This window comes from Paraburkholderia bengalensis (assembly GCF_037126505.1).
Lineage (GTDB): Bacteria > Pseudomonadota > Gammaproteobacteria > Burkholderiales > Burkholderiaceae > Paraburkholderia > Paraburkholderia bengalensis.
The window spans coordinates 30632-52171 of the sequence record NZ_JACFYJ010000060.1; the positions used below are offsets into that span (position 1 = coordinate 30632).

Annotated in this window: 19 protein-coding genes and 1 pseudogene; 4 read left to right on the forward strand and 16 right to left on the reverse strand. The window is 65.2% G+C overall.

Annotated elements, in window-relative coordinates:
* Positions 1 to 54 precede the first annotated feature (54 nt).
* The gene (locus H3V53_RS28285; RefSeq protein WP_336600735.1) at positions 55 to 1923 is read left to right on the forward strand and encodes an ABC transporter ATP-binding protein; all 1869 of its coding nucleotides are present in this window, start codon (positions 55 to 57) and stop codon (positions 1921 to 1923) included.
* A gap of 147 nt (positions 1924 to 2070) precedes the next feature.
* The gene (locus tag H3V53_RS28290; protein ID WP_336600736.1) at positions 2071 to 2991 is read left to right on the forward strand and encodes a pyridoxal-phosphate dependent enzyme; all 921 of its coding nucleotides are present in this window, start codon (positions 2071 to 2073) and stop codon (positions 2989 to 2991) included.
* 36 nt (positions 2992 to 3027) lie between these two features.
* Here the strand turns inward: H3V53_RS28290 and H3V53_RS28295 are convergent, their stop codons facing one another.
* The 4 genes from H3V53_RS28295 to H3V53_RS28310 are packed head-to-tail and all read right to left on the reverse strand — an operon-like array spanning position 3028 to position 7275.
* Positions 3028 to 4227 (reverse strand): cytochrome P450, encoded by a 1200-nt coding sequence (locus tag H3V53_RS28295; protein WP_336600737.1) that lies wholly within the window; start codon positions 4225 to 4227, stop codon positions 3028 to 3030.
* Positions 4228 to 4264: 37 nt separating this feature from the next.
* Positions 4265 to 5248 carry a 2-dehydropantoate 2-reductase gene (locus tag H3V53_RS28300; RefSeq protein WP_336600738.1) on the reverse strand — a complete coding sequence of 328 codons (984 nt, stop codon included), beginning with the start codon at positions 5246 to 5248 and terminating at the stop codon, positions 4265 to 4267.
* 24 nt (positions 5249 to 5272) lie between these two features.
* Positions 5273 to 6055 carry a class II aldolase/adducin family protein gene (locus H3V53_RS28305; RefSeq protein ID WP_054926880.1) on the reverse strand — a complete coding sequence of 261 codons (783 nt, stop codon included), beginning with the start codon at positions 6053 to 6055 and terminating at the stop codon, positions 5273 to 5275.
* Between the two features lie 11 nt (positions 6056 to 6066).
* A complete protein-coding gene (locus H3V53_RS28310; protein ID WP_336600739.1) occupies positions 6067 to 7275 on the reverse strand; it encodes an amino acid aminotransferase in 1209 nt (402 codons plus the stop codon).
* 133 nt (positions 7276 to 7408) lie between these two features.
* Here H3V53_RS28310 and H3V53_RS28315 point away from each other — a divergent pair, with 133 nt between their 5' ends.
* Entirely contained in the window at positions 7409 to 8335 is a 927-nt protein-coding gene (locus H3V53_RS28315) for a LysR family transcriptional regulator (RefSeq protein WP_336600740.1), read from the forward strand.
* Between the two features lie 15 nt (positions 8336 to 8350).
* On the opposite strand, the gene tehA is transcribed toward H3V53_RS28315, so the two are convergent.
* On the reverse strand, positions 8351 to 9532 hold the full coding sequence (gene tehA / locus H3V53_RS28320; RefSeq protein WP_336600741.1) for a dicarboxylate transporter/tellurite-resistance protein TehA: 1182 nt from the start codon (positions 9530 to 9532) through the stop codon (positions 8351 to 8353).
* A 293-nt stretch (positions 9533 to 9825) separates the two neighbouring features.
* Between tehA and H3V53_RS28325 the strand changes: the two genes are divergently transcribed.
* A complete protein-coding gene (locus H3V53_RS28325) occupies positions 9826 to 10377 on the forward strand; it encodes a TlpA family protein disulfide reductase (protein WP_336600742.1) in 552 nt (183 codons plus the stop codon).
* Positions 10378 to 10403: 26 nt separating this feature from the next.
* Here the strand turns inward: H3V53_RS28325 and H3V53_RS28330 are convergent, their stop codons facing one another.
* The 11 genes and pseudogenes from H3V53_RS28330 to H3V53_RS28380 all read right to left on the reverse strand — a co-directional run.
* The gene (locus tag H3V53_RS28330; protein WP_336600743.1) at positions 10404 to 10820 is read right to left on the reverse strand and encodes a DUF302 domain-containing protein; all 417 of its coding nucleotides are present in this window, start codon (positions 10818 to 10820) and stop codon (positions 10404 to 10406) included.
* A gap of 36 nt (positions 10821 to 10856) precedes the next feature.
* Entirely contained in the window at positions 10857 to 11357 is a 501-nt protein-coding gene (locus tag H3V53_RS28335; RefSeq protein ID WP_336600744.1) for a hypothetical protein, read from the reverse strand.
* A 476-nt stretch (positions 11358 to 11833) separates the two neighbouring features.
* Entirely contained in the window at positions 11834 to 13282 is a 1449-nt protein-coding gene (locus H3V53_RS28340; RefSeq protein ID WP_336600745.1) for an NAD-dependent succinate-semialdehyde dehydrogenase, read from the reverse strand.
* A 250-nt stretch (positions 13283 to 13532) separates the two neighbouring features.
* A complete protein-coding gene (locus H3V53_RS28345) occupies positions 13533 to 13913 on the reverse strand; it encodes a hotdog fold thioesterase (RefSeq protein WP_054926874.1) in 381 nt (126 codons plus the stop codon).
* An 82-nt stretch (positions 13914 to 13995) separates the two neighbouring features.
* The gene (locus H3V53_RS28350) at positions 13996 to 15009 is read right to left on the reverse strand and encodes a LacI family DNA-binding transcriptional regulator (protein WP_336600746.1); all 1014 of its coding nucleotides are present in this window, start codon (positions 15007 to 15009) and stop codon (positions 13996 to 13998) included.
* A gap of 47 nt (positions 15010 to 15056) precedes the next feature.
* Positions 15057 to 16154 (reverse strand): ABC transporter ATP-binding protein, encoded by a 1098-nt coding sequence (locus H3V53_RS28355; RefSeq protein ID WP_336600747.1) that lies wholly within the window; start codon positions 16152 to 16154, stop codon positions 15057 to 15059.
* Positions 16155 to 16211: 57 nt separating this feature from the next.
* On the reverse strand, positions 16212 to 17120 hold the full coding sequence (locus H3V53_RS28360) for a carbohydrate ABC transporter permease (RefSeq protein ID WP_336600748.1): 909 nt from the start codon (positions 17118 to 17120) through the stop codon (positions 16212 to 16214).
* Positions 17120 to 18043 (reverse strand): carbohydrate ABC transporter permease, encoded by a 924-nt coding sequence (locus H3V53_RS28365; protein WP_419539587.1) that lies wholly within the window; start codon positions 18041 to 18043, stop codon positions 17120 to 17122. Before H3V53_RS28365 ends, H3V53_RS28360 begins: the two co-directional genes overlap by 1 nt.
* Before the next feature lie 39 nt (positions 18044 to 18082).
* Positions 18083 to 19327 carry an ABC transporter substrate-binding protein gene (locus H3V53_RS28370; RefSeq protein ID WP_336600750.1) on the reverse strand — a complete coding sequence of 415 codons (1245 nt, stop codon included), beginning with the start codon at positions 19325 to 19327 and terminating at the stop codon, positions 18083 to 18085.
* Positions 19328 to 19415: 88 nt separating this feature from the next.
* The gene (locus H3V53_RS28375; RefSeq protein WP_336600751.1) at positions 19416 to 20807 is read right to left on the reverse strand and encodes a GH1 family beta-glucosidase; all 1392 of its coding nucleotides are present in this window, start codon (positions 20805 to 20807) and stop codon (positions 19416 to 19418) included.
* Positions 20808 to 21208: 401 nt separating this feature from the next.
* Positions 21209 to 21540: pseudogene (locus H3V53_RS28380) on the reverse strand (hypothetical protein); the annotation flags it as partial.

Below are 21540 nucleotides of genomic sequence, written 5' to 3' on the forward strand. Positions count from 1 at the left end.
TTTCAATCCTGACTGGATCGCGACGCGTCGCTTTGCGGCGCTCGCTGCAAACACATGGCTAGCAAAAAACTCGACTTTGGCGCGCAAGCGTTCAGAAGCGTTCTTGGCTTCACTTTCCAGCACTGGCGCCGGCAACCGGTGCGCGTCGCGGGCATCGCGCTGTTCGCACTGATGGCCGCATTCGCCGACGTGCTGACGCCGATGTTCGCCGGCCGGCTCGTCGATGCCCTGAGCTCGGGCAGCACGCTCGGCAAGACGGTGGCATCGCATGCGGCGCTCGTTGCGTTCGCCACGCTGATCGCGCTCGGCATCGGCGGCACGGTGCTGCGGCAGCTTGTCTATCGCAGCATCATCGTGATGACGCTGACGATGATGAGCGCGATCTGCGCCAACGCGTTTCATCGCGTGCAGCGCTTTTCGACCGACTGGCACGCGAACAGCTTCGCGGGCTCGACGGTGCGCAAGATCACGCGCGGCATCTGGGCGCTCGACCTGCTCAACGACACGCTGCTCATCGCGCTGCTGCCGTCACTGGTCATGCTGGCGGGCTCGACGGTGCTGCTCGGTATTCATTGGCCCGTGATGGGCGCCGTGGTCGGCGTGGGCTCGCTGCTGTACGTGGCCGTGACGGTCGCGCTGTCGCTCGGCTATGTCGCGCCCGCCGCGCGTCTGGGCAACCTGTGGGACACGCGCATGGGCGGCGCGCTCGCCGATGCCGTCAGCTGCAACGCCGTCGTCAAGGCGTTCGGCGCCGAAGCGCGCGAAGAAGCGCGGCTCGAACGCGTAATCGCGAAGTGGCGTCAGCGCACGCGCCGCACATGGCAGCGCGGCACCACGAACGGCGGCGTGCAGGGCGCGATGCTCGCGCTGATGCAGGCGGCCATCCTCGGCGCCGCGCTGCTCTTGTGGCTGCGCGACGAAGCGAGCGTCGGCGACATCACCTATGCGCTGACCACGTTCTTCGTGTTGCAAGGCTACTTGCGAGATGTCGGCATGCACGTGCGCAACCTGCAGCGCTCGGTCAACGACATGGAAGAACTCGTCGCGCTCGAACGCGAGCCGCTCGGCATCGAAGACAAGCCGGGCGCGCGCGACATCGCCGTACCGCAGGGCGAAATCCGCTTCGAGCACGTGACGTTCCGCTATGGCGCGCAGCGCAAGCCGCTCTATCGCGACTTCTCGCTGCGCATCGCGCCGGGCGAGCGGATCGGCCTCGTCGGGCATTCGGGCTCGGGCAAGACGACGTTCATCAAGCTGATCCAGCGTCTATACGACATCGACGATGGCCGCATCACGATCGACGGTCAGAACATCGCCGACGTGCAGCAGGCGTCGCTGCGCCAGCACATCGCGATCGTGCAGCAGGAGCCCGTGCTGTTTCACCGCTCGCTCGCGGAGAACATCGCGTATGCGCGGCCGGGCGCATCGTTCGACGATATCGTGCAGGCCGCGAAGCTCGCGAGCGCGCACGACTTCATCGCCGCGCTGCCGCATGGTTACGACACGCTGGTCGGCGAACGCGGCGTGAAGCTGTCGGGCGGCGAGCGTCAGCGGGTCGCGATTGCGCGCGCGTTTCTCGCCGACGCGCCGATCCTGATCTTCGACGAAGCCACGTCGAGCCTCGACAGCGAAAGCGAGGTGCTGATCCAGCAGGCGATGGAGCGGCTGATGGTGGGACGCACGACGCTCGTCGTCGCGCACCGGCTGTCGACCGTGCGTGCGCTCGACCGGCTGCTCGTGCTCGACAAGGGCCGCGTGGTCGAAGAAGGGAGCCACGAACAGCTGATCCGCATCGACCATGGCGTGTACCGGCGCCTCTTCGAGCGTCAGGCGCTGGAACTGACCAAGGGGCTGCTCGACGATGGCGCGCCGCGCGCCCATGAGCGCGTCGCGGGCGATCCGAGCCTGATCGCGGGCAAGTAGCGAAGAACGGGCGGTTCGACATGCGTCGACCGCCCTTTTTTCTGCGCACCTGGATCTTGCGCACAAACAGCAAGCCCCCGCGGACGTCCGTTGCTATCATCGGCGATTCCGCATCGACCTCAACACGCCGCTTCAGGCGATACCGTCATGACACTCCACATCGATACGCCTCTGCTCGAATCCCAACCGCTCAGCCACGCGCTCGGCCGCCGCGTGCTGCTGAAGATGGACGCGTTGCAGCCGCCCGGCTCGTTCAAGATTCGCGGCATCGGCTATGCGTGCGAAGAGCATGCGAGGCGCGGCAAGCGCCGCTTCGTGTCGTCGTCGGGCGGCAATGCGGGCATTGCCGTCGCGTATGCGGGGCGCGCGCTGTCGGTTCCCGTCACGGTGGTCGTGCCGCAGAGCACGGGCGAGCGCGCGAAGCAGCTGATCGCGCTGCAAGGCGCCGACGTGATCGTGCACGGCGCGACCTGGCAGGAAGCGAATGCGTTCGCGCTCGAACAGGTTGGTCCCGACGACGCCTTCATCCATCCGTTCGATGACCCGCTGCTGTGGCACGGCCATGCGTCGATGATCGACGAAGTCGTGCGCGCGGGCGCGGCGTTCGATGCCGTGGTGCTGTCGGTAGGCGGCGGCGGGCTGATGGCGGGCGCGATCGAAGGCTTGCGGCGCAACGGACTTGCCAGCGTGCCCGTGATCGCAGTCGAAACGGAGGGCGCGTCGTCGCTTGCGCAGTCGGTGCGCGCGGGCAAGCGGATCGAACTGCCGGGCATCACGAGCGTCGCGACGTCGCTGGGCGCGAAGCAGGTCTGCGAGCAGGCATTCAGGCTCACGCAGACGCATCCTGTCGAATGCGTCGTCGTATCGGATGCGCAAGCCGTGGACGCGTCGCGGCGTTTCGTCGACGATCATCGCGTGCTGGTCGAGCCTGCGTGCGGCGCGAGCCTTGCGCTCGTGTATGCGCCGACGCAAGCACTGCAGCGCTTCGAGTCCGTGCTTGTGATCGTCTGCGGCGGCGCGGGCACCACCGTCGAACAGCTGGAGCGCTGGCACCGCGACATGGCGTGAGCGTCGAGCGCTCACGCTTTGCGCCAGAACATCACATCACCATGCGGCGATCAGCGATTCGACGCCGCGCAGATTGTTCCGCTTGTGCCATTGCAACGTGTCGAGATTCGTGAGCTGCAGTTCGGGCAAGCGCGTCAGCAGCTTGTGCAGCGCGATCTCCAGTTCCATCATCGCGAGACGCGCGCCGAGGCAGTAGTGAATCCCCGCGCCGAACGTGAGCAGGTGGCCTGATGGGTCGCGTTCGATATCCAGCCGGTCGGGATCATCGAAGCGCGCCGGGTCGCGATTGGCCGAGCCGAGCAGCATGAAGACGATGGTGCCGCGCGCCAGCGTCTGGCCGTCCACCTCGACATCGTCGAACGCGGTGCGCACGACCATCTGCACGGCCGTGTCGTAACGCGCACATTCGGCAATCGCCTTCGGCACCAGCGAAGGATCGCCGCGCAGTTTCGCCAGTTGATCGGGATGCCGGTGCAGCGCGATCAGCGCGTTGCCGAGCATGTTCGACGTCGTCTCGTGTCCCGCCACGAACAGCAGGATCACGTTCGACACGATCTCATCCTCCGACAGCCGCTCGCCGCCCTCTTCCGCCTGAATCAGCGACGACACGATGTCGTTGCCGGGCGTCGCACGCCGTTGCGCAATCACGGCGCGGAAGTACGCTTCGAGATCGAGCGCCGCCTGATTCGCGCGCGCCAGCGCTTGCGGCGGCATCGGCGCGAGATCGAACGCGGACACCAGCAGGCTCGCTGCTTCGCCGAAACGCACGCCGTCTTCGACGGGCACGTCGAGCAGACGGCAGATGATCTGCAGCGGCAACGGCATCGCGAACTCGCTGACGAGATCCGCCTCGTGCTTGCCTGCTATCGCGTCGAGCAGGCTGTCGGTGGTGTCTTCGGCGATCGCGCGCAGCGTTTCGATCTGCCTTGCGTTGAACGCTTTCATCAGCAACGCGCGCAGCCGCGTGTGCGCGGGCGGGTTCATCATCAGGAAGGTGCGTTCGAGTGCCTGAAACACGGGTTGCTCGCGCGCGCTTTCGCCATAGCGCGCAACCACGCTCGGCATATAGGTCTTGCCCATGCGGCGATCGGGCAGCAGCGCGCCGATCACGGCGTGACGGCCCGTCAGCACGACGTTCGGCGCAAGCGGCACGAAGGCGCCCGCGCTGCGGATGCCGTCGTAGAACGGATAAGGATTTTCGAAGTACGCGGGTGACGATAGATCGGTGAATTTCATGCTTCTTTGGGCTGGGCTGTCATTGAGGAAACAAAAGTCAGCCGAGAGAATACAGCCCACGTGCCCGGGCGTGCAGACGCGCGAGCCCGAACAGCGCATTCGCATACGGCGTCTCGACGCCCGTCAGCGCGCCCAGTTCGCACACGGCGCCCACCAGCGCGTCCAGTTCGACGGCCTTGCCCGCCTCCACGTCCTGCAGCATCGACGTGCGCATCGCGCCGAGCTTCAGCGTCACGGCATGGCGATCCTCGGGCGCCTGCTCGATGGGAATGCCAAAGCGCGCGCCGATTTCCTTCGCTTCCCGCATCACCCGGGTGACGAAGTCGCGCGCGAGCGGATCATTCAGAATCTTGTCGGTGGTCGCGCCCGTGATCGCGCTGACAGGGTTCATCGTCATGTTGCCCCACAGCTTGTACCAGACATCGCGCTGGATCTGCGCCGACGCGCTCGCATCGAAGCCCGCCTTGCGCAGCAGCTCGACGAGCGACGCCACACGCTCGCTCGCGTGCCCCATCGCCTCGCCGACGATCAGCCCGCGCCCCTGATGATGCGCGACGACGCCCGGCGCATCGACGCGGCAGCTCGCATGCACGACGCAGCCGAGCGTGCGCGCAGCCGGAATGGCGGCGGCAATCGAGCCGTCGGGATCGACGGATGACAGACGCGCGCCCGCCAATTCGCCTTGCAAGCCGTCGCAGAACCACCACGGCACGCCGTTCATCGCCGTCAGCACGACCGTGCTCGCGCCGATGAGCGGCCCGATATGCTGCGCGACGGCGGCCATGCCCGGCGCCTTCACCGCGACGATCACGAGATCCTGCACGCCGAGCGCCGCGGGCTGCTCGCTTGCCTTGACCTCGACCGTGTGCGTCTCGCCGTTCTCGATCAGGCGCAATCCGTGTTCGCGCAATGCCTCGAGCGTCGCACCGCGCGCGACCACGCTCACCTCGCAGCCCGCCTGCGCGAGCTTCACGCCCATCCATCCGCCGATCGCGCCCGCGCCGTAAATGCCTACCTTCATCTTCGTCGTTCCTCGCTGTTCCCTTCAGTCTTTATAGCTGGCGTCGATCCTGTCGACCTTGCGCACCAGCGCATCGAACACGTCCTGGCCTGCGCCGTAGCGTGCGTCGAACTGCAGCGCGTCGCGCGAGCATTGCGCGGCGATCGCTTCCGGCACGGCACGCGCGCGGCCCATTGCGAACGTCGCGACCTGGATTTCGCACGCGCGGTTCAACGTCCACAGGATCGCGAACGCTTGCGGCAAGGTCTCGCCCCACGCGAGCAGCCCGTGGTTGCGCAGAATCACCGCCTGCCGGTCGCCGATATGCTCGACAAGGCGCGGCCCTTCTTCGGCGTGAATGGTGATGCCTTCGAAGTCGTGATACGCAATGCGCTCGTGCAGTTGCGCGCTGTAGAAGTTGGTCTGCTGCAAACCCTCCTCCGAGCACGCGACGGCGACGCCCGCTGTCGTGTGCGTATGCATCACGCAATGCGCGTCGGGTATGCCTTCGTGCAGCGCGGCATGCACGGTGAAGCCGGCCGGGTTCACCGGGTAGGCGGAGCCGTCGAGAATGCGCCCTTGCGCATCGATCTTCACCAGATTGCGCGCCGTCACTTCACTGTAATGCAGGCCGAACGGGTTGATGAGGAACTGCTTCGCTCCCGCTGTCACGCTTTCGGGCAGGCGCACCGTGATGTGGTTGTAGATCAGCTCGGTCCAACCCAGCATATCGAAGACGCGATAGCACGCGGCCAATTGAACGCGCGCGTGCCATTCGTCGGGATGCATTGCGGGTGTGTGCTGCGTGTCTCGCTCCAGCGTCTCCATCGTGTGTCCCCTTACGCGCGCGAACCGGAACCGGCCACAGCCGCGATGGCCGACGCCACGTATCCGACGTTGGCGCGATTCAGGCCCGCGACGCACATGCGCCCCGAACGCAGCAAATAGATGCCGTGTTCGACGCGCAGCGTTTCCACCTGTTCGGCGGACAGTCCCGTGTACGTGAACATGCCGACCTGCGCGATATACCGCGCGCGCATCACTTCGTCGACGCGGCCCGCAAGGCCCTCGTGAATCGCATGTCGCATTTCGTGGATGCGCTCGCGCATCACGCGCAGTTCGTCGTCCCATGACGCGCGCAGCTTCGGATCGTTGAGCACGCCTGCAACGAGGCGCGCGCCGTGCATCGGCGGATTGCTGTAGTTGGCGCGGATCGTGAAGGTCAGTTGACCGAGCACGCGCTGCGCTTCGGCGGCGTCGTTGCAGACGACGCTCAACGCGCCGCAACGTTCGCCGTACAGCGAGAAATTCTTCGAGAACGAATTCGCGACGATCATCGGCACGTCCGCATCGGCGAGCATGCGCACGCACGCGGCATCTTCTTCGAGGCCGTCGCCGAAACCCTGATACGCCATGTCGACGAACGCGATCAGCTTGCGACGCTGCAGCACGGGAATCAGCTCGCGCCACTGCTCAGCCGTCAGGTCGACGCCCGTCGGGTTGTGACAGCACGCGTGCAGCAGCACGATGCTGCGCTCGGCCAGACCGTCGATCGTGTCGCGCATCGCGTCGAAGCGCAGGCCGCCCGTTGCGTCGTCGTAGTACGGATAGGTGTTGACCGTATGTCCCGCTGCTTCGAACACGACACGATGATTTTCCCAGCTCGGATCGCTCAGCCACACCTGCGAGCCTGCGAAGTGGCGCTTGAGAAAGTCCGCGCCCACCTTCAGCGCGCCCGAGCCGCCCACGGTTTGCACCGTCGCGATGCGGCCCGCCGCGCGCGCCGCGCTTTCGGTGCCGAACACGAGCGCCTGCGCGGCGTCGCGATAGGCTGGCAGGCCGGACATCGGCAAATAGGAACGGGGCGTGCCCAGCGCGACGACGGCCGCTTCGGCTTCGCGCACCGACGACATCACGGGCAACGCGCCGCTCTCGTCGAAGTAGATGCCAATGCTCAGGTTGACCTTGTTCGTGCGCGGGTCGCGCTGGAAGTCTTCGTTCAGGCTCAGGATCGGGTCGCCGGGATAGGCAGGAATGTGTTCGAACATGACGGTGTCTCTGACTGTGTGTAAGTGCTTGCGGAATGCGAGAGGTGCGGAAGGCACAGTGTCGGCGATAAGCGCGTGCCGTCACAATCAATCGATTTTGGATGATTCGTAAGTTTCGCTTTAGAATCGACGGATGGCCCTCACACGCATCACCATACGCCAATTCGAGGCGTTTCTCGCGATTGTCGATCAGAACAGCATTGCTGCCGCGGCGCAACGGCTGGGGCTCACATCGTCCGCCGTGAGCCAGCTGCTCGCGGAACTGGAGCGTGAACTGGGCTTTCGTCTGTTCGATCGCACGACGCGTCGCGTGAGCCTGTCTACGGCTGGCCGCGATTTTCTGACGTCGGCGGAATCGGTGCTGCGGCATCTGCGCGCCGCCGAGCAGACGGCCAGCGACATCCGCAACCGCGCGGCGGGCATCGTGCGCGTAGGCGCGCCGCTCGTGCTCGCGAGCACGGCGATGCCATACGCGATCGCGGGCTATGCGGCGCAGAAGCCGAAGGTCGTGGTGCGTGTGGTGGATACGGATGTCGAGCAGCTGGTGGAGCGCGTCGCGCGCGATGTCGATCTCGCCATCGGACCGGATCGCGCGACGGGCGACCGCGTGCAGCGCGAAGCGGTGTTCAGCAGCCCGTGGGTGCTGTGGTGCGCAGAGCATCATCCCCTCGCGCGCAAGCGGCGCGTGCGCTGGCAGGATCTGCGCGGCACGCCCATCATCGCGACGGGCCGCGATCACGAGGCGAGCGTCGCAAAGATGCTCGTCGATCAGCCGACGGACGCACGCATCGCGCCCGTCGAGGTCGTCGACAACGTCACGACGGCATTCGGTCTCGCGTCACAAGGTCTCGCCGTCACGCTCGCGCCCGCTTACGTGAGGCCGCTCGCGCAGACCTTCGGGCTGGCGATGCGGCGGGTCGTCGAGCCCGAAACGATACGCGAGGTGTGCATCTATCGTCCCGTCGACCGCTCGCTGTCGCCGCCCGCCGATGGCTTCGCGGAGTATCTCGGCGTCAGTCTGAAAGCGTGGGACCGCAAGACGCAGGGCGCCGCGTCCTGAGTGACATTCGCGAGCTCACGCTGCAGTGTGCTCGCGCGAAGGGGAGCTATCGCGCCGCGGTGCAGCGTGCATGCGATGCGTCGCGTGTTTCACCACCTGTGCGATCTTCACCGTCCGCGCCGCGCGCGACACTTGCGTGATGGCCGGGGACGTCGACGTGGCGTCTGCGGGCGTGCGTGCCTGTTCAACCTGTGCGCCCTGCGCGCCCATCGCGGCCTGCGTAGCCTGCGCAGCGGGTTCGACCCGCGGCAGCAACCGTCCATCCGCCCATACGCGCAGCGTCTTCCACGCGATCGTTCCAATCACCACGTTGGCCGCGACGAACAGCGCGACGGCCAGCCATTGCACCGTGCCCGCCGCGCCGCGCTCAACCATGCGCAGCGCGAGCGTCGGCAGCGCGGAGGCGCCGAACGTGAACGCCCAATACGACGGCGCGAACGGCTGACGGCGAATCCACGGGAGCAGACGCAGCACCAGCAGCGCCTGATACAGGCCATAGCCGAGCAGCGCATAGGCGAACACATCGGGCGCGCCATGCGTGAGGCTCATGTAGGCAACGCCGCCGACCACGGGCGGCGCGGCCTGGATGCCCAGCAACGGACGCTGCGCTTCGGGCAGCGGCGCGTGCACGGCGGCCCGATGCAAGACCAGCGATTCGATCGCGAGCCACGACAGCATCCCCGCGCCGAAAAACAGCATGCTGGCTTCGTGCCAGCCGAACGATGCGGCCGTCGTCGCGCTGACGAAGCCCGGCGCGACAGCGGGCAGATAGAGGGCGGGCGTCGTCAGTTCCGGGTCGCGGCCGCCTTGCCAGTAGCGGCTTTGCAGTTGAATACCGAGCACCAGTTGAGCGCCGGCGGCGAGCACGAATACCGTCAGCGCCGCGACATGCGCGTAGTTGTTAAGTGCGCTCGCTGCCAGCAGGCTCGCCACGGGTCCGAGCGCCATGAACGACGATTGCAGCGGGTGCCGCCATTCCGCCTGCGCCTGCGCGCGCTGCACGAGCCACTTGCGCGCATACGCGGCGAGCACGACGATCCACACGCCAAGCGCGACGAACGTCAGCACGTCGACGATGCCGGCTGGCACCGGCCAGATGCGCGCAGCAACGCGCCACGCATTCGCAAGCGCGAGGAATCCGACGGCGATGCCGAAGAAGGCGGCAGGTATTACCGTTTCGTTTGACTTCTTTTGCATGTCACTCTCCTGGGCTGCGTCGCGGACCACGAACCGTGGGGCACGCGTGACGCCGATGGAGCGGACTTTAAAAGCGATCGTTGTGCGCGCACATGCCGCAGCGACTCGATGACATGCTCGTTCGGCTCAAGTGCTTTTTCGGGCGCGCGACATGCCGGTCGCGTCGAACGGCAAGAGGCCCCGCCGCCGCCGATGAGACGATCGGGCATGAATTCGCGTCCCGCGAGCATTGGCCGCGCGCACGGACCTTCGTATGCTCTTCGCTCTTTTTCAGCGTTGGGGTTTCATCAGACATGAACGTCCTCTCACCGATGCGCGCGCGAATCGCGGCGGCATCGCTTGCCTGCGTGCTCGCAGGCTTGCTCGCCGCAACCGATGCGCGCGCCGCTGCACCCGCTGCCGCGGCCACGCCCGCTGCCGTCTATCCGTCGCAACTGCAACCGCTGGACGGCAAGCTCGAATCACTCGAGCGCTATCGCGGACATGCGCTCGTCATCAATTTCTGGGCACCGTGGTGCGGGCCGTGCCGCACGGAAGTGCCCGCGTTCATCGCGTTGCAGAACGCGTATCGCGGCAACGCGCAGTTCATCGGCATTGCGCTCGACGAGGCGGCCGCCGTGCGGTCCTTCGCGCACGACTATGGAATCAACTACCCGCTCTATCTCGCCGGCATGGGCGGCATCGCGATGATGCTGCGCGAAGGCGACACGCGCGGCGCGGTGCCGTTCACCGTCGTCTACGACGCCAACGGACGCAAGGTCGGCACGATCACGGGGCTGGCGGACCCGCATCGGCTGGAGGCACTGCTGGACGCTGCCACGGGAGCCAGTCCGGACGATCACTGAACGCGTGGCGTGAGCGTCACGACCGCTCACACTGGATCACGCCCCGCCGACATCTCGATCAGCGCCTTCGCCTTTGCGAGCGGCTCGACGAGCGACGCAGCAAGCCCGTAGCCGTCGACGAGCGCGCCCGTCACGTCGTCGATGGCGAGCCATGTCACGCGCGCTTCGTCTTCCCAGACCAGCGCCTTCAGCGGCAACAGCAGGCCTGCGCAAGGGTTGGCCTGCATCACGGGCGTGCCGCCCTTCGGGTTGCCGAACACGATGAGCCGCGTCGGGCGCAGTGTCATGCCCACCTGGGCGGCCGCGTCGGCCTGATCGATGTCGACGAAGATCGTCATGCCTTTATCGACCAGCAGGCCGCGCAGCCGCGCGACCGTGATCGAAAAGCCATGCTCGCTCCTGAACGTTGCAACCGACGCGGGACAGTTTGCAGCGGCAGTCATCGGGTACTCCCGTCAATGGCATTCACCGCAGTGTAGTCATTGCGCCCCGACAACAGAAGGCGCGCAACGGGCGGCAGCCTGCTGCGCAAGCGCGCGAAAGTTCTCCGGCGTCGCGAAGCCGAGATACTGCGCCTGCATCTCGGGCGTCAGCACTTCGATCAGCGTGCTGTTTTCGATCCACAACTCGATCACGTCGAAGAAATTGTTGCCGCGCGTGCAACGCACGGCGCGCCACCCTTCGCGCTCGCCGATCGCGATCACCTGCTCGACGGACAGCGGCGACGCAACGGCCATATGAAAGCCGCTGTATTGCGGACGGCCCGCTGTCATCGACGCGACGGGCTCTCGCGTATCGCCGGGCGTGAGCGTCATGTTGCTCGGATAGGTCTCGATGATCGTGCCGCGATCGTCGCCCGCCACGGCCATCCAGGCGCCTTCGAAGGGCGAAAACGGCGCGGCGAAACCGTCCCACAGTTCGGCCAGCGTGCGCGCGACGCGTTCGGGGTTTTGCGTGGGAATGGACGCATGAAAGATCATCGATACTCTCCAGTGACTCGTGACGGAAATGCCCGAGGCGCAACGACGCGTTCGAATGGCGCGCGTCGGACCCGCGCCGGGACATCGGCGCGGGTGTGCCGCGGCAGTCGGCCGTGCGTTCTCTTTGTTCTTGTCACGGGCGCGTCGCGGCGCACTTCGAGCGTGACTGCGCGCGCGAGGCGCACAGTGAGTAGTAGGACGGGGCCGTCCGGCCGCATTTGAAAACGCGGCAACGGTATGAGCAATGCGCGAGCAACACGGCGCGCTGACGCGCTTTGCCCGCCCGTCGACACGGCGCGCCAGCGCGGCATGTCGATCGCCATGCTAGGAGCGCGTGGCGATGCCTCCAATCGGGAGTTTTACTGACAGCTTTCGACTCGTCCGACGAACGTGCTTCGTCGATGGGCATCGTTCGATGCCGGCCGCCCGCCATTGCAGCGGGCGGCGAGTTCAACCGCGCGAACGCGGGGCCGAACTCAGACAGCCATCACCGTGACGGCCTTCGTCACGAGATAGGCTTCCATCGCTTCCGGGCCGCCTTCGGAACCATAGCCGGAATCCTTCACGCCGCCGAACGGCATTTCGGGCGTCGGCGTGGCGGGCTGGTTGATCCACAGCATGCCGACTTCGAGGTTCTGCGACAGCAGATGCACGTTGCGGAACGACTTCGTGAACGCATAGCCCGCGAGGCCGTACGGCAGGCGGTTCGCTTCGGCGATCGCGTCTTCCAGGCTGTCGAAGCCGCGAATCGCGGCGACGGGGCCAAACGGCTCGTTGTTGAAGATGTCGGCTTCCAGCGACACGTCCGTCAGCACTGTCGGCGCAAAGAAGTTGCCTTCCGAACCGATGCGCTCACCGCCCGTCGCGACCTTGGCGCCCGTGGCGCGCGCGTCGTCGACCACCTTTGCCATCGCCGTCAGACGGCGTGCGTTGGCGAGCGGCCCGAGCTGCGTGCCGTCAGCCAGACCGTCGCCGACCTTCAGGCTTTCCGCGTGCTTGACGAGCGCCGCCGCGAATTCTTCCTTGATGCTGTTGTGCACGAGAAAGCGCGTCGGCGAAATGCACACCTGGCCTGCGTTGCGGAACTTCGCGCCGCCCGCTGCCTTCACGGCGAGCGCGACGTCGGCGTCTTGCGCGACGATCACGGGCGCGTGGCCGCCGAGTTCCATCGTCGCGCGCTTCATGTGCTGGCCGGCGAGCGCGGCGAGCTGCTTGCCGACGGGCGTCGAACCCGTGAACGTCACCTTGCGGATGATGGGATGCGGAATCAGGTAGCTCGAAATCTCAGCGGGATCGCCGAACACGAGGCCGACCGTGCCCGCGGGCACACCCGCTTCGACGAACGCGTTCAGCAGCGCTGCCGGCGATGCGGGCGTTTCTTCCGGCGCCTTCACGAGGAACGAGCAGCCGCTCGCGAGCGCGGCGCTCAGCTTGCGCACCACCTGGTTGACGGGGAAATTCCACGGCGTGAACGCGGCGACAGGGCCAATCGGCTCCTTCAGCACGAGCGACTGCGCACTCAGGTTGCGCGACGGCACGACGCGGCCATAGACGCGGCGGCCTTCGTCGGCGAACCATTCGATGATGTCGGCGGCGGAGAGCATTTCGATGCGCGCTTCCGCGAACGGCTTGCCCTGCTCCTGCGTCATCAGACGCGCGATGCTGTCGGCGCGCTCGCGAACCAGCGCGGCTGCCTTGCGCATCGTGGTTGCGCGCTCATTGGCGGGAATCTTGCGCCACGCTTCGAAGCCCTTCTGCGCGGCTTCCAGCGCGCGGTCCAGATCGGCCTTGCCGGCGTGCGCGACCTTGCCGATCGGCTTGCCCGTTGCGGGATTGATGACGTCGAGCGTCTTGCCGCTGGCGGCGTCGCACCACTCGTTGTTGATCAACAGGCGGGTGTCGGTGTAGCTGCTGGATGTGACCATGCTGTGTTCCTGATAGTGGGAAGACGGCGGCCCGCGAGCGTTGCGCGGTCCGCAATGGGCTGACGAACCATCGATCTTAGCCGATTGTGCAAAACCTTTCCCGCGTTGCGGCCTAATTCAGACCGCGCAAGCGCGATGAAATGTTACCGGTCACATTCTACCTGACATCGGCGCAGCGATCGATCGCCGCGCTATCGACCTGGATCGGCGCAACGTCACTGCACGGCCGTGATTGGGCAGTCCGGTTCGACTACGCGTACTTGAAGACGCCCTGCGCACTGGCGATCAGAACCTTGTGATCGACCCACGCCTCGGCGCGCGCGAAATACACGGAGCGGCCCTTGCGTTCGAGAAAGCCCTTGCTGATGACCTTTTCGCCGAGCCCTTTGTCGAGATAGCTGATGGTCAGCGACAACGTAAATGCGTGAATGGGATCGCCCTCGCTATAGAGGCCCGCGTAGCCCGCCGCTGCATCGAGCAGCGTGGCGATCGCGCCCCCTTGCAGCACGCGCTGGCGGTTGAGCGTCGCGGGGCGGATCGGCATCGTGAATTCGGCGTAGCCGCTTTTCCACTCGGTCAGTTCGACAGCGAGCGATTCGAGGAAGGGATTGTCGAGAGGGGGTGGCTGCATGAAGACTCCTGGTGAGCCTTCATGCTAATGCAGTTTGATGGGGTGCTGCGGGGCGGCACGCAAAGGCACGCGCCCGCGTCTTTCACGCCGCTTTCGCGCGACCTACCGACGCGCGCATCGTCACCGTCACGGGGAATTCGCGAAAGATCTCCCAGTTCGTCCCGTAGCACTGGTTGATGAGCCAGCGCACGGCGTTCTGTGTCAGTTCGGCCGTCGGAATATGCACGGAGGTCAACGTGGGCGCTGCGTACGCCGCCGAATAGTCGTCGTCGTAGCCGATCACGGAGACGTCGCCCGGCACCGACACGCCCACTTGCTGGAAACGCGCGAGCGCGCTGACGGCCATCGTGTCGTTCGCGCAGAAGAGTCCGGTGAACGGCACGTTCGAATCGAGCAGCTGGCAGGTTGCCGCGTAGCCGCCTTCGGGCGAGAAGTCCGATTCGATCAACGGCACCGTGTGGCGCGCGATGCCGTGACGCGCAAGTTCGTCGAAAAAGCCATCGAGCCGCTCGACGTTGTCCGATGCCGCGAACGGCCCCGAAATCACGGCGATCCGCCGATGTCCGTGTTCGATCAGCGTCGCGGCCGCCAGTTCGCCGCCGCGACGGTGATCGGCGCAGAACGACGCGTCGGGCAACTGTTCGAACGCGCGGTTGAGGAACACCATCTTGGGATGCATCCGGTGCAACTCATCGAGGTCTTCATCGTGCAGATCGTGACTGATGACGACCACGCCGTCGCAGTCGCGGCCGATCAGAAACCGCACGGCTTCGAGCGCCTGCTCGCGCGGTGTCGACTCGCCGCATCCCGTCGCGACCACCACGTGACGATGCACGGCGCGCAGTTCGAGATCCGTCTGCTTGAGAATCGTGCCGTAGTACGAGCCGAAAAACGTCGGCACGAACAGGCCAATGATGCCGAGTTGCTGCGTGGCCATCGCGCGGCCGATCGACGAGGGCCGGAAGTTCAGCTCGGCGATCGCGGCCTTTACGCGCGCGGCCGCTTCAGCCGATACGGGCCCTTTGCCCGAAATGGCGCGCGAGGCTGTCGAGAGCCCCACGCCCGCCAGCTCCGCCACATCCTTGAGGGTCGCCACGATGTCTCCGTCCGCTTGTGTGTCTGCTTGTGTTTCTGCGCTTGCCGTTAGAGGCGCGCCCCGCCCGCCTCGTCGAACAGCGATATATGTGCGCCGTCGATCGCGAACGCCACCGAATCGCCCACGGCGACGGGTGTTTTCTCCTGATCGATCGACGCTATCTGGGTGCCATGATAATCGAGCCAGATAACCCGATGGTTGCCCATTGGTTCGATAAGCGACACTTGCGCGCGTTGATTCGAGTCCGCGCCGATACGCACGCGCACATCTTCGGGCCGTACGCCGAGCACGCACCGCTTGCCCGTCTCGTGCTGCCCGGCGAATGCATAGCGCGACGCGTCGAGATCGAGCTGCCCGCCCGTGAAGCGCACCCCGTCGCCTTGCGCAAGCAGCGTACCGTTGAGCAGATTCATCGCGGGCGAACCGAGGAACGTGGCAACAAACAGGTTCGCGGGCCGCGCATAGACTTCGGCGGGCGTGCCGAACTGCTGGATCACGCCGTTCTTCATCACGGCCATGCGCGTGGCGAGCGTCATCGCTTCCACCTGATCGTGTGTCACGTAGATCATCGTCGCGCCCAGACGCTGATGCAGTTGCTTCAGCTCGCGGCGCAACTCGGTGCGCAGCTTGGCGTCGAGATTCGACAGCGGTTCGTCGAACAGAAATACGTCCGCTTCGCGCACGATCGCGCGGCCAATCGCGACGCGCTGCCGCTGTCCGCCCGATAGCTGCGCGGGCTTGCGCTTGAGCAACGGGCCGAGCTGCAGCATGTCGGACGCGCGCGCGACGCGCCGTTCGATCTCGGCCTTCGGCGTGCCGTTGATGCGCAGCGCGAAGGACAGGTTGCGCTCGACGCTCATCGTCGGATAGAGCGCATACGACTGGAACACCAGCGCAACGCGCCGGTCTTTCGGATCGGCCCACGTCATGTCCTCGCCGCCGATCTCGATGCTGCCTTCCGTCACGTCGATCAGGCCCGCGATGCTGTGCAGCAACGTCGACTTGCCGCAGCCCGACGGGCCGAGCAATACGACGAATTCGCCTGCTCGCACGTCGAGATCGAGCGCGTCGATCACCGTATTCGCGCCAAGCTGGATTTTCAGGTCGCGGACCGCGACGTTTGCCATGTTCGGTACGGTTGCCATATCAGCCCAGATTTCGATTAGCCCTGTTTGCAGGCCGTTTTCAGCGATTGCGCCGTTTCAGCCCTTCACCGCGCCCGACGCGATGCCGCGTACGAACCAGCGACCCGAAATGAAATAGACGGCAAGCGGCACGACGGAAGTGAGGATCGTCGCCGCCATGTTGACGTTGTAGATCTTTTCGCCCGTCGTCGTGTTGATGATGTTGTTCAGCTGCACCGTCATCGGCAGGTTCTTCGTGCCTGCGAACACGAGGCCGAGCAGGTAGTCGTTCCAGATGTTCGTGACCTGCAGGATCATCGCCACGACGATGATGGGCAGCGACATCGGCAGCATCAGCTGGAAGAAGATGCGCCAGAAACCGCCGCCGTCGATGCGCGCGGCCTTGAACAGTTCCAGCGGAATGCCCGCGTAGTAGTTGCGGAACAGCAGCGTCATCACGGGCATGCCGAAGATCGTATGAATGATCACGATACCGGGCAGCGAGCTGAACAGATGCACGCTTGCGAGCACGCGCACCATCGGATAGATCATCACCTGATATGGAATGAACGCGCCGAGCAAGAGAACGCCGAAGAACACGCCCGCGCCACGCGGCCGCCAGAAAGACAGCGCATAGCCGTTGATCGCGCCGACCACGATCGAGAACACCGTGCTCGGCACGACGATGCGCACCGAGTTCCAGAACCCGACGCGGATGCCGTTGCAATCGAGCCCCGTGCAGGCCGACTGCCACGCGTCACTCCACGGCTGCAACGTGAAGTGCACGGGGAGCGCAACCAGGTTGCCCAGGCGGATTTCGTCCATCGGTTTCACGGATGTGACCAGCATCACGTACAGCGGCAACAGAAAGAACAGCGCGGCGATGATCAGAAAACCATACACACCGAGACGTGCCGGAGAAAAACGCTTTTTGCGCGCATGTTGCCGGCGCGGCGAACGGCGCATGGATTGCAGCGTCGTGCTCATCACACCTCCTTGCGCGACGCGGCGCGACTGCGTGCATAGAGGAACGGCGCGAGTATCGCGAGCACGGTGGCGAGCAGCACGATCGAAGCCGCCGATGCCAGCCCGATGTTCGCGCGGCCGAACAGATAGTCCATGATGAACTTCGCGGGCACTTCGCTCGCGGTGCCGGGACCGCCTTGCGTCATCGCGACGACGGCATCGAACAGCTTCACGACAGCAACGAACAGCAGCACGAAGGCCGTCGAAATAGACGGACCGAGCATGGGTATGACGATGCTCGCATACACGCGCCAGCGCGGCACGCCGTCAATGCGCGCGGCTTTCCACAACTCGTCGTCGATGCCGCGCAGGCCCGCGAGCATCACGGCCATCACGAGCCCCGAGGCCTGCCAGACCGTGGCGATCACGATCGTGTAGATCACCCAGTCCTGATCGACGATCCAGTCGAAGCGCGCATGCGTGAAGCCCAGCTTGTGCAGCAGCGACTGCGCGCCGAGTTCGGGATTCAGTATCCATTGCCACACGAGCCCCGTCGCGACGAACGACATCGCATACGGGTACAGAAACACCGTGCGCAGCACGCCTTCCGCCATCACGCGCTGATCGATGAAGATCGCGAGCAGCATGCCGATCACGAGACACGCGACGATAAAGCACACGCCGTATATGGCGATGTGCTGCAGCGACACGAGCCAGCGGTCGTTATGAAAGAGCCGCCCATATTGCGTGAAGCCGACGAAGTCGTTCGACGGGAACGTGCGCGAGTTGCTGAGCGACACGCGCGCCGTCCACAGCATCGTGCCGAGGTACGCGAAGATCACCGTCAGCATCATCGGGATCAGCGCGATCCACGCGGCGAGCGACCAGCGCTTGCGCAACGGCCGCCCACGCGATCTGGCCACGGGCCGCGGCTTCGCCGTCATGTCCGGCAGCGCGTGCGACTTGAGCGTCCCCATCGTGCGTCAGCCCTTCAACGCGCTGGCAAACGCCTTTTGCGCATCGTCGGCCGACTGGTTCTTGTTCCAGAAGTTCGTGATGACATCCGTCAGCGCACCCTGCGTATCCGGCGACACCAGCATTTCCGGATTTGGCAGCTGGCGCGACTTGTCCTTCATGATCGCAATGCCCTCCTTCGCGCAGATGTCGAGCTGGTTCACGTCCACATCGGGACGAATGGGAATCGAGCCTTTCTTCGCGCTGAACGCGACCTGCGCCTGCGGAGACGTCATCACCGTCGCGAGCAGATTCTGCGCCTTGATCGCGTTCGCGTTGTCCGTCTTCGGAAACACGAACACGTCGCCCGCGACCAGATACGGCGAATGCGGGCCAAAGCCCGGGAAGCAGCCGAAGTCCTTGCCGGGTGCCTGCTTCGCCGCGGAGAACTCGCCCTTCGCCCAGTCGCCCATGATCTGCACGCCCGCCTTGCCGGAAATCACGAGCGCCGTTGCGTCGTTCCAGTTGCGGCCTGGCGAACCGGGATCGACATAATCATGCAGTTTCTTGAACGCCACGAGCACCTTTTTGAAAGCGTCCGAGTTGACGGCCTTCTGGTCTCGATCGCGGTACACCTTCAGGTACAGATCAGGTCCGCCCACATCCGCGAACACGGCATCGAACGTGATCTTTTCCTGCCACGGCTGGCCGCCGAGCGCGAGCGGTATCACGCCCGCCTTCTTCAGCTTGTCCAGATCGGCGAGGAAGTCGTCATAGCTCTTCGGCTCGTCCGCGATGCCCGCCTTCGCGAACACCGGCTTCGAATAGAAGAACCACGCGGGCATGTGGATGTCGACGGGCGCCGCGTAGTAGTGGCCGTTGACCTTGATGCTGTCGAGAATCGATTGCGGGAAGATGGCCGGCCAGTTTTCCTTGGTGGCGACGGCATCGACATTGTTGAGCAGGCCCTGATCGATCAGGTCATGAAACTGCTTGGACGTGTTGAACTGCGCAGCCGTGGGCGGATCGCCGCCGACAATGCGGTTGATCGCGGTCGCACGCGCCTGGTCCGCGCCCGCCACGGCATTGTCGACCCACTGGCCGCCCGCCTGGTTGTACGCGTCGGCGAACTGGCGGATGGCGGCCGACTCGCCGCCCGAGGTCCACCAGTGAATCACGTTTGCCTTCAACGGCTCGGCGTGCGCGATCACGCCCGTGATGGCCAATGCCAGTGCAATACCGCTTTTCAACGCCCACTGTTTTCTGCTGTTCATTCCGTCTCCTTCGGGCCCGATGCCCGATTTATCAGGTCGACTGCTTACCAGCTTGTGTCGTGACTGCGCTTGACTGCGTGTCTTCTCTTTAGCTTCGTTTGCTGCGCGCCTCGATGAACTTCGCGATCAGCTCGCCGCTATGTTTGACGGTGCGCTGCTGCGTGTCGTAATCGACATGCACGACGCCGAAGCGCCGCTCGTAGCCGAACGCCCACTCGAAGTTGTCGAGCAGCGACCACACGAAGTACCCGCGCACATCGACGCCCTGCTTGACGGCCTGATCGACGGCGGCCAGATGACGCCTGAGAAACGCGATGCGCTGCAGGTCCTCGACGCGGCCGTCGTGTACTTGATCGTCCGATGCCATGCCGTTCTCGGTGATATAGATGGGCGGCAGGTTCGGGTACTTCCGATCGAAGCCCGTCAGCAGATCGCGCAGGCCGTCCGGATACACCTCCCAGCCCATCTGCGTGCGCTCGACATCGGGCAGCGGCACCTCCACGAAACCGTGCGCGCCGTCGCTCTTCACATTGGTGCGGAAATAATAGTTGATGCCGAGAAAGTCGAGCGGCACGGCGATGCTCTGCAGGTCGCCTTCGAGCACGAGCGGCTCGGCGCCGGGCCACAGCGTCCACAGATCCTGCGGGTATTCGCCCTTGAGCAGCGGATCGAGAATCCACGCGTTGTGCTGCACTTCGAACAGATGCGCAGCGCGTTGATCCGCTTCGCTCGCCGAGTTCGCCGTGCCGCGCCCCACGTTCGCGACGATCCCCTTCATCGACGACGGATCATTCGCGCGCAGCACCTGCGTCGCGTGGCCGTGTGCGAGCAGCAGATGATGCAACGCCTGCGTCGCGTAGCGCACGTTCGCGAGCCCCGGCGCGTGATGGCCGTTGCCGTAGCCGAGAAACGCCGAGCACCATGGTTCGTTCAGCGTCATCCACGCATCGACGTAGCCCGACAGTTCGCGGCTCATCAGGTCCGCGTAATCGGCGAAACGATAGACGGTCTCGCGATTGAGCCAGCCGCCGCGGTCTTCGAGATGCTGCGGCAAGTCCCAGTGATAGAGCGTGACGAAGGTCTGCAGCCCCTTGTCCTTCAGCCTGCCGATGAGGCGCTTGTAGAAATCGAGACCCTTGCGGTTCGGCCGCCCCGCTTCGTCCATCACGCGCGGCCATGCGACGGAAAGCCTGTACGCCTCGAAGTTCAGCCCCGACAGCAGCTCGATGTCGCTTTCCCAGCGGTGGTAGTGATCGCAGGCCACGGCGCCCGTATCGCCCGCGAGCACCTTGCCTGGCGTCGCCGAGAACGTGTCCCAGATCGACGGCAGACGGCCGTCTTCATTGACGGCGCCTTCGATCTGATACGACGCCGTCGCCGCGCCGAGCAGAAAGTCCTTGCGCCACAACACGGAATCGGCGGACGGGGTGAAGGGGTCGCTCTGCCCGGTGCTGCCGGGCGCCACTGCATCGTATGCCACGGAACCTCCTTTCGTTGGATGCGTTGGATGCGTTGGATTCGTGGTGCGGATCGACCGCAGGAATCGGATGGAAGCCGAAAGTGACAGCCGAAGTGGAAGCGCTTCCACATGTCCTGCGCACGATATCAGCGGCGCTTTTGGCGCAGCAATCAGGGTTTGTCTGGATCGTTCGGCGGCTGACGGAAAGGGCGATCAACGGGCATCGCGAGGGTTGATGGGCGCTGGGTGGCGGGAGCGGATTCAGGGTTGTCGCGGGCGTCGGCGGTCCGGCGAGATGTGTGTCAACGGGATGCCGTTGCAGCGGCCCTACGGGATGTAACGCACCAAAGACGAACGGCGCTTCACGCGCCGTTCTTTAAGGCCCGTTTCGCGAAACAGGCGCGCCGACTGTGCTGATCTGCTCAGGCCCAGTGCGCGGGAACGTACACACGACCGACCCAGTGCCCCGGCACCCAGATCACGGGACGCGGCTTCGGCGCGACATACACCACATGCGGCGGCGGCGCGACGTAGACCACATGCGGGGGCGGCGGCGGCGCGACGACCACGACATGAGCGGGAGGCGGCGGAACGACCACGGGCGCGGGCGCCACGGCCACGACGGGCGGTGCAGGCGTCGCGACGACCACGGGTGCGACGTTCTTCGCCTGCTGCATCAGTTCGACGACGGTGATGGCCGACAGCACGGGCGTGTCCTTGAACATCGCGACGAGGTAATTGCCAAGTGCGGGAA

Excerpts from the sequence above, each read along its gene's own strand:
- H3V53_RS28325 (WP_336600742.1), top strand. The coding sequence starts at position 9,826 with ATGAACGTCCTCTCACCGATGCGCGCGCGAATCGCGGCGGCATCGCTT.
- H3V53_RS28305 (WP_054926880.1), bottom strand. The coding sequence starts at position 6,055 with ATGGAGACGCTGGAGCGAGACACGCAGCACACACCCGCAATGCATCCC.
- H3V53_RS28310 (WP_336600739.1), bottom strand. The coding sequence starts at position 7,275 with ATGTTCGAACACATTCCTGCCTATCCCGGCGACCCGATCCTGAGCCTG.
- H3V53_RS28285 (WP_336600735.1), top strand. The coding sequence starts at position 55 with ATGGCTAGCAAAAAACTCGACTTTGGCGCGCAAGCGTTCAGAAGCGTT.
- H3V53_RS28335 (WP_336600744.1), bottom strand. The coding sequence starts at position 11,357 with ATGATCTTTCATGCGTCCATTCCCACGCAAAACCCCGAACGCGTCGCG.
- H3V53_RS28315 (WP_336600740.1), top strand. The coding sequence starts at position 7,409 with ATGGCCCTCACACGCATCACCATACGCCAATTCGAGGCGTTTCTCGCG.
- H3V53_RS28290 (WP_336600736.1), top strand. The coding sequence starts at position 2,071 with ATGACACTCCACATCGATACGCCTCTGCTCGAATCCCAACCGCTCAGC.
- H3V53_RS28330 (WP_336600743.1), bottom strand. The coding sequence starts at position 10,820 with ATGACTGCCGCTGCAAACTGTCCCGCGTCGGTTGCAACGTTCAGGAGC.
- H3V53_RS28360 (WP_336600748.1), bottom strand. The coding sequence starts at position 17,120 with ATGAGCACGACGCTGCAATCCATGCGCCGTTCGCCGCGCCGGCAACAT.
- tehA (WP_336600741.1), bottom strand. The coding sequence starts at position 9,532 with ATGCAAAAGAAGTCAAACGAAACGGTAATACCTGCCGCCTTCTTCGGC.
- H3V53_RS28345 (WP_054926874.1), bottom strand. The coding sequence starts at position 13,913 with ATGCAGCCACCCCCTCTCGACAATCCCTTCCTCGAATCGCTCGCTGTC.
- H3V53_RS28370 (WP_336600750.1), bottom strand. The coding sequence starts at position 19,327 with ATGAACAGCAGAAAACAGTGGGCGTTGAAAAGCGGTATTGCACTGGCA.
- H3V53_RS28365 (WP_419539587.1), bottom strand. The coding sequence starts at position 18,043 with ATGACGGCGAAGCCGCGGCCCGTGGCCAGATCGCGTGGGCGGCCGTTG.
- H3V53_RS28355 (WP_336600747.1), bottom strand. The coding sequence starts at position 16,154 with ATGGCAACCGTACCGAACATGGCAAACGTCGCGGTCCGCGACCTGAAA.
- H3V53_RS28340 (WP_336600745.1), bottom strand. The coding sequence starts at position 13,282 with ATGGTCACATCCAGCAGCTACACCGACACCCGCCTGTTGATCAACAAC.
- H3V53_RS28295 (WP_336600737.1), bottom strand. The coding sequence starts at position 4,227 with ATGAAATTCACCGATCTATCGTCACCCGCGTACTTCGAAAATCCTTAT.
- H3V53_RS28300 (WP_336600738.1), bottom strand. The coding sequence starts at position 5,248 with ATGAAGGTAGGCATTTACGGCGCGGGCGCGATCGGCGGATGGATGGGC.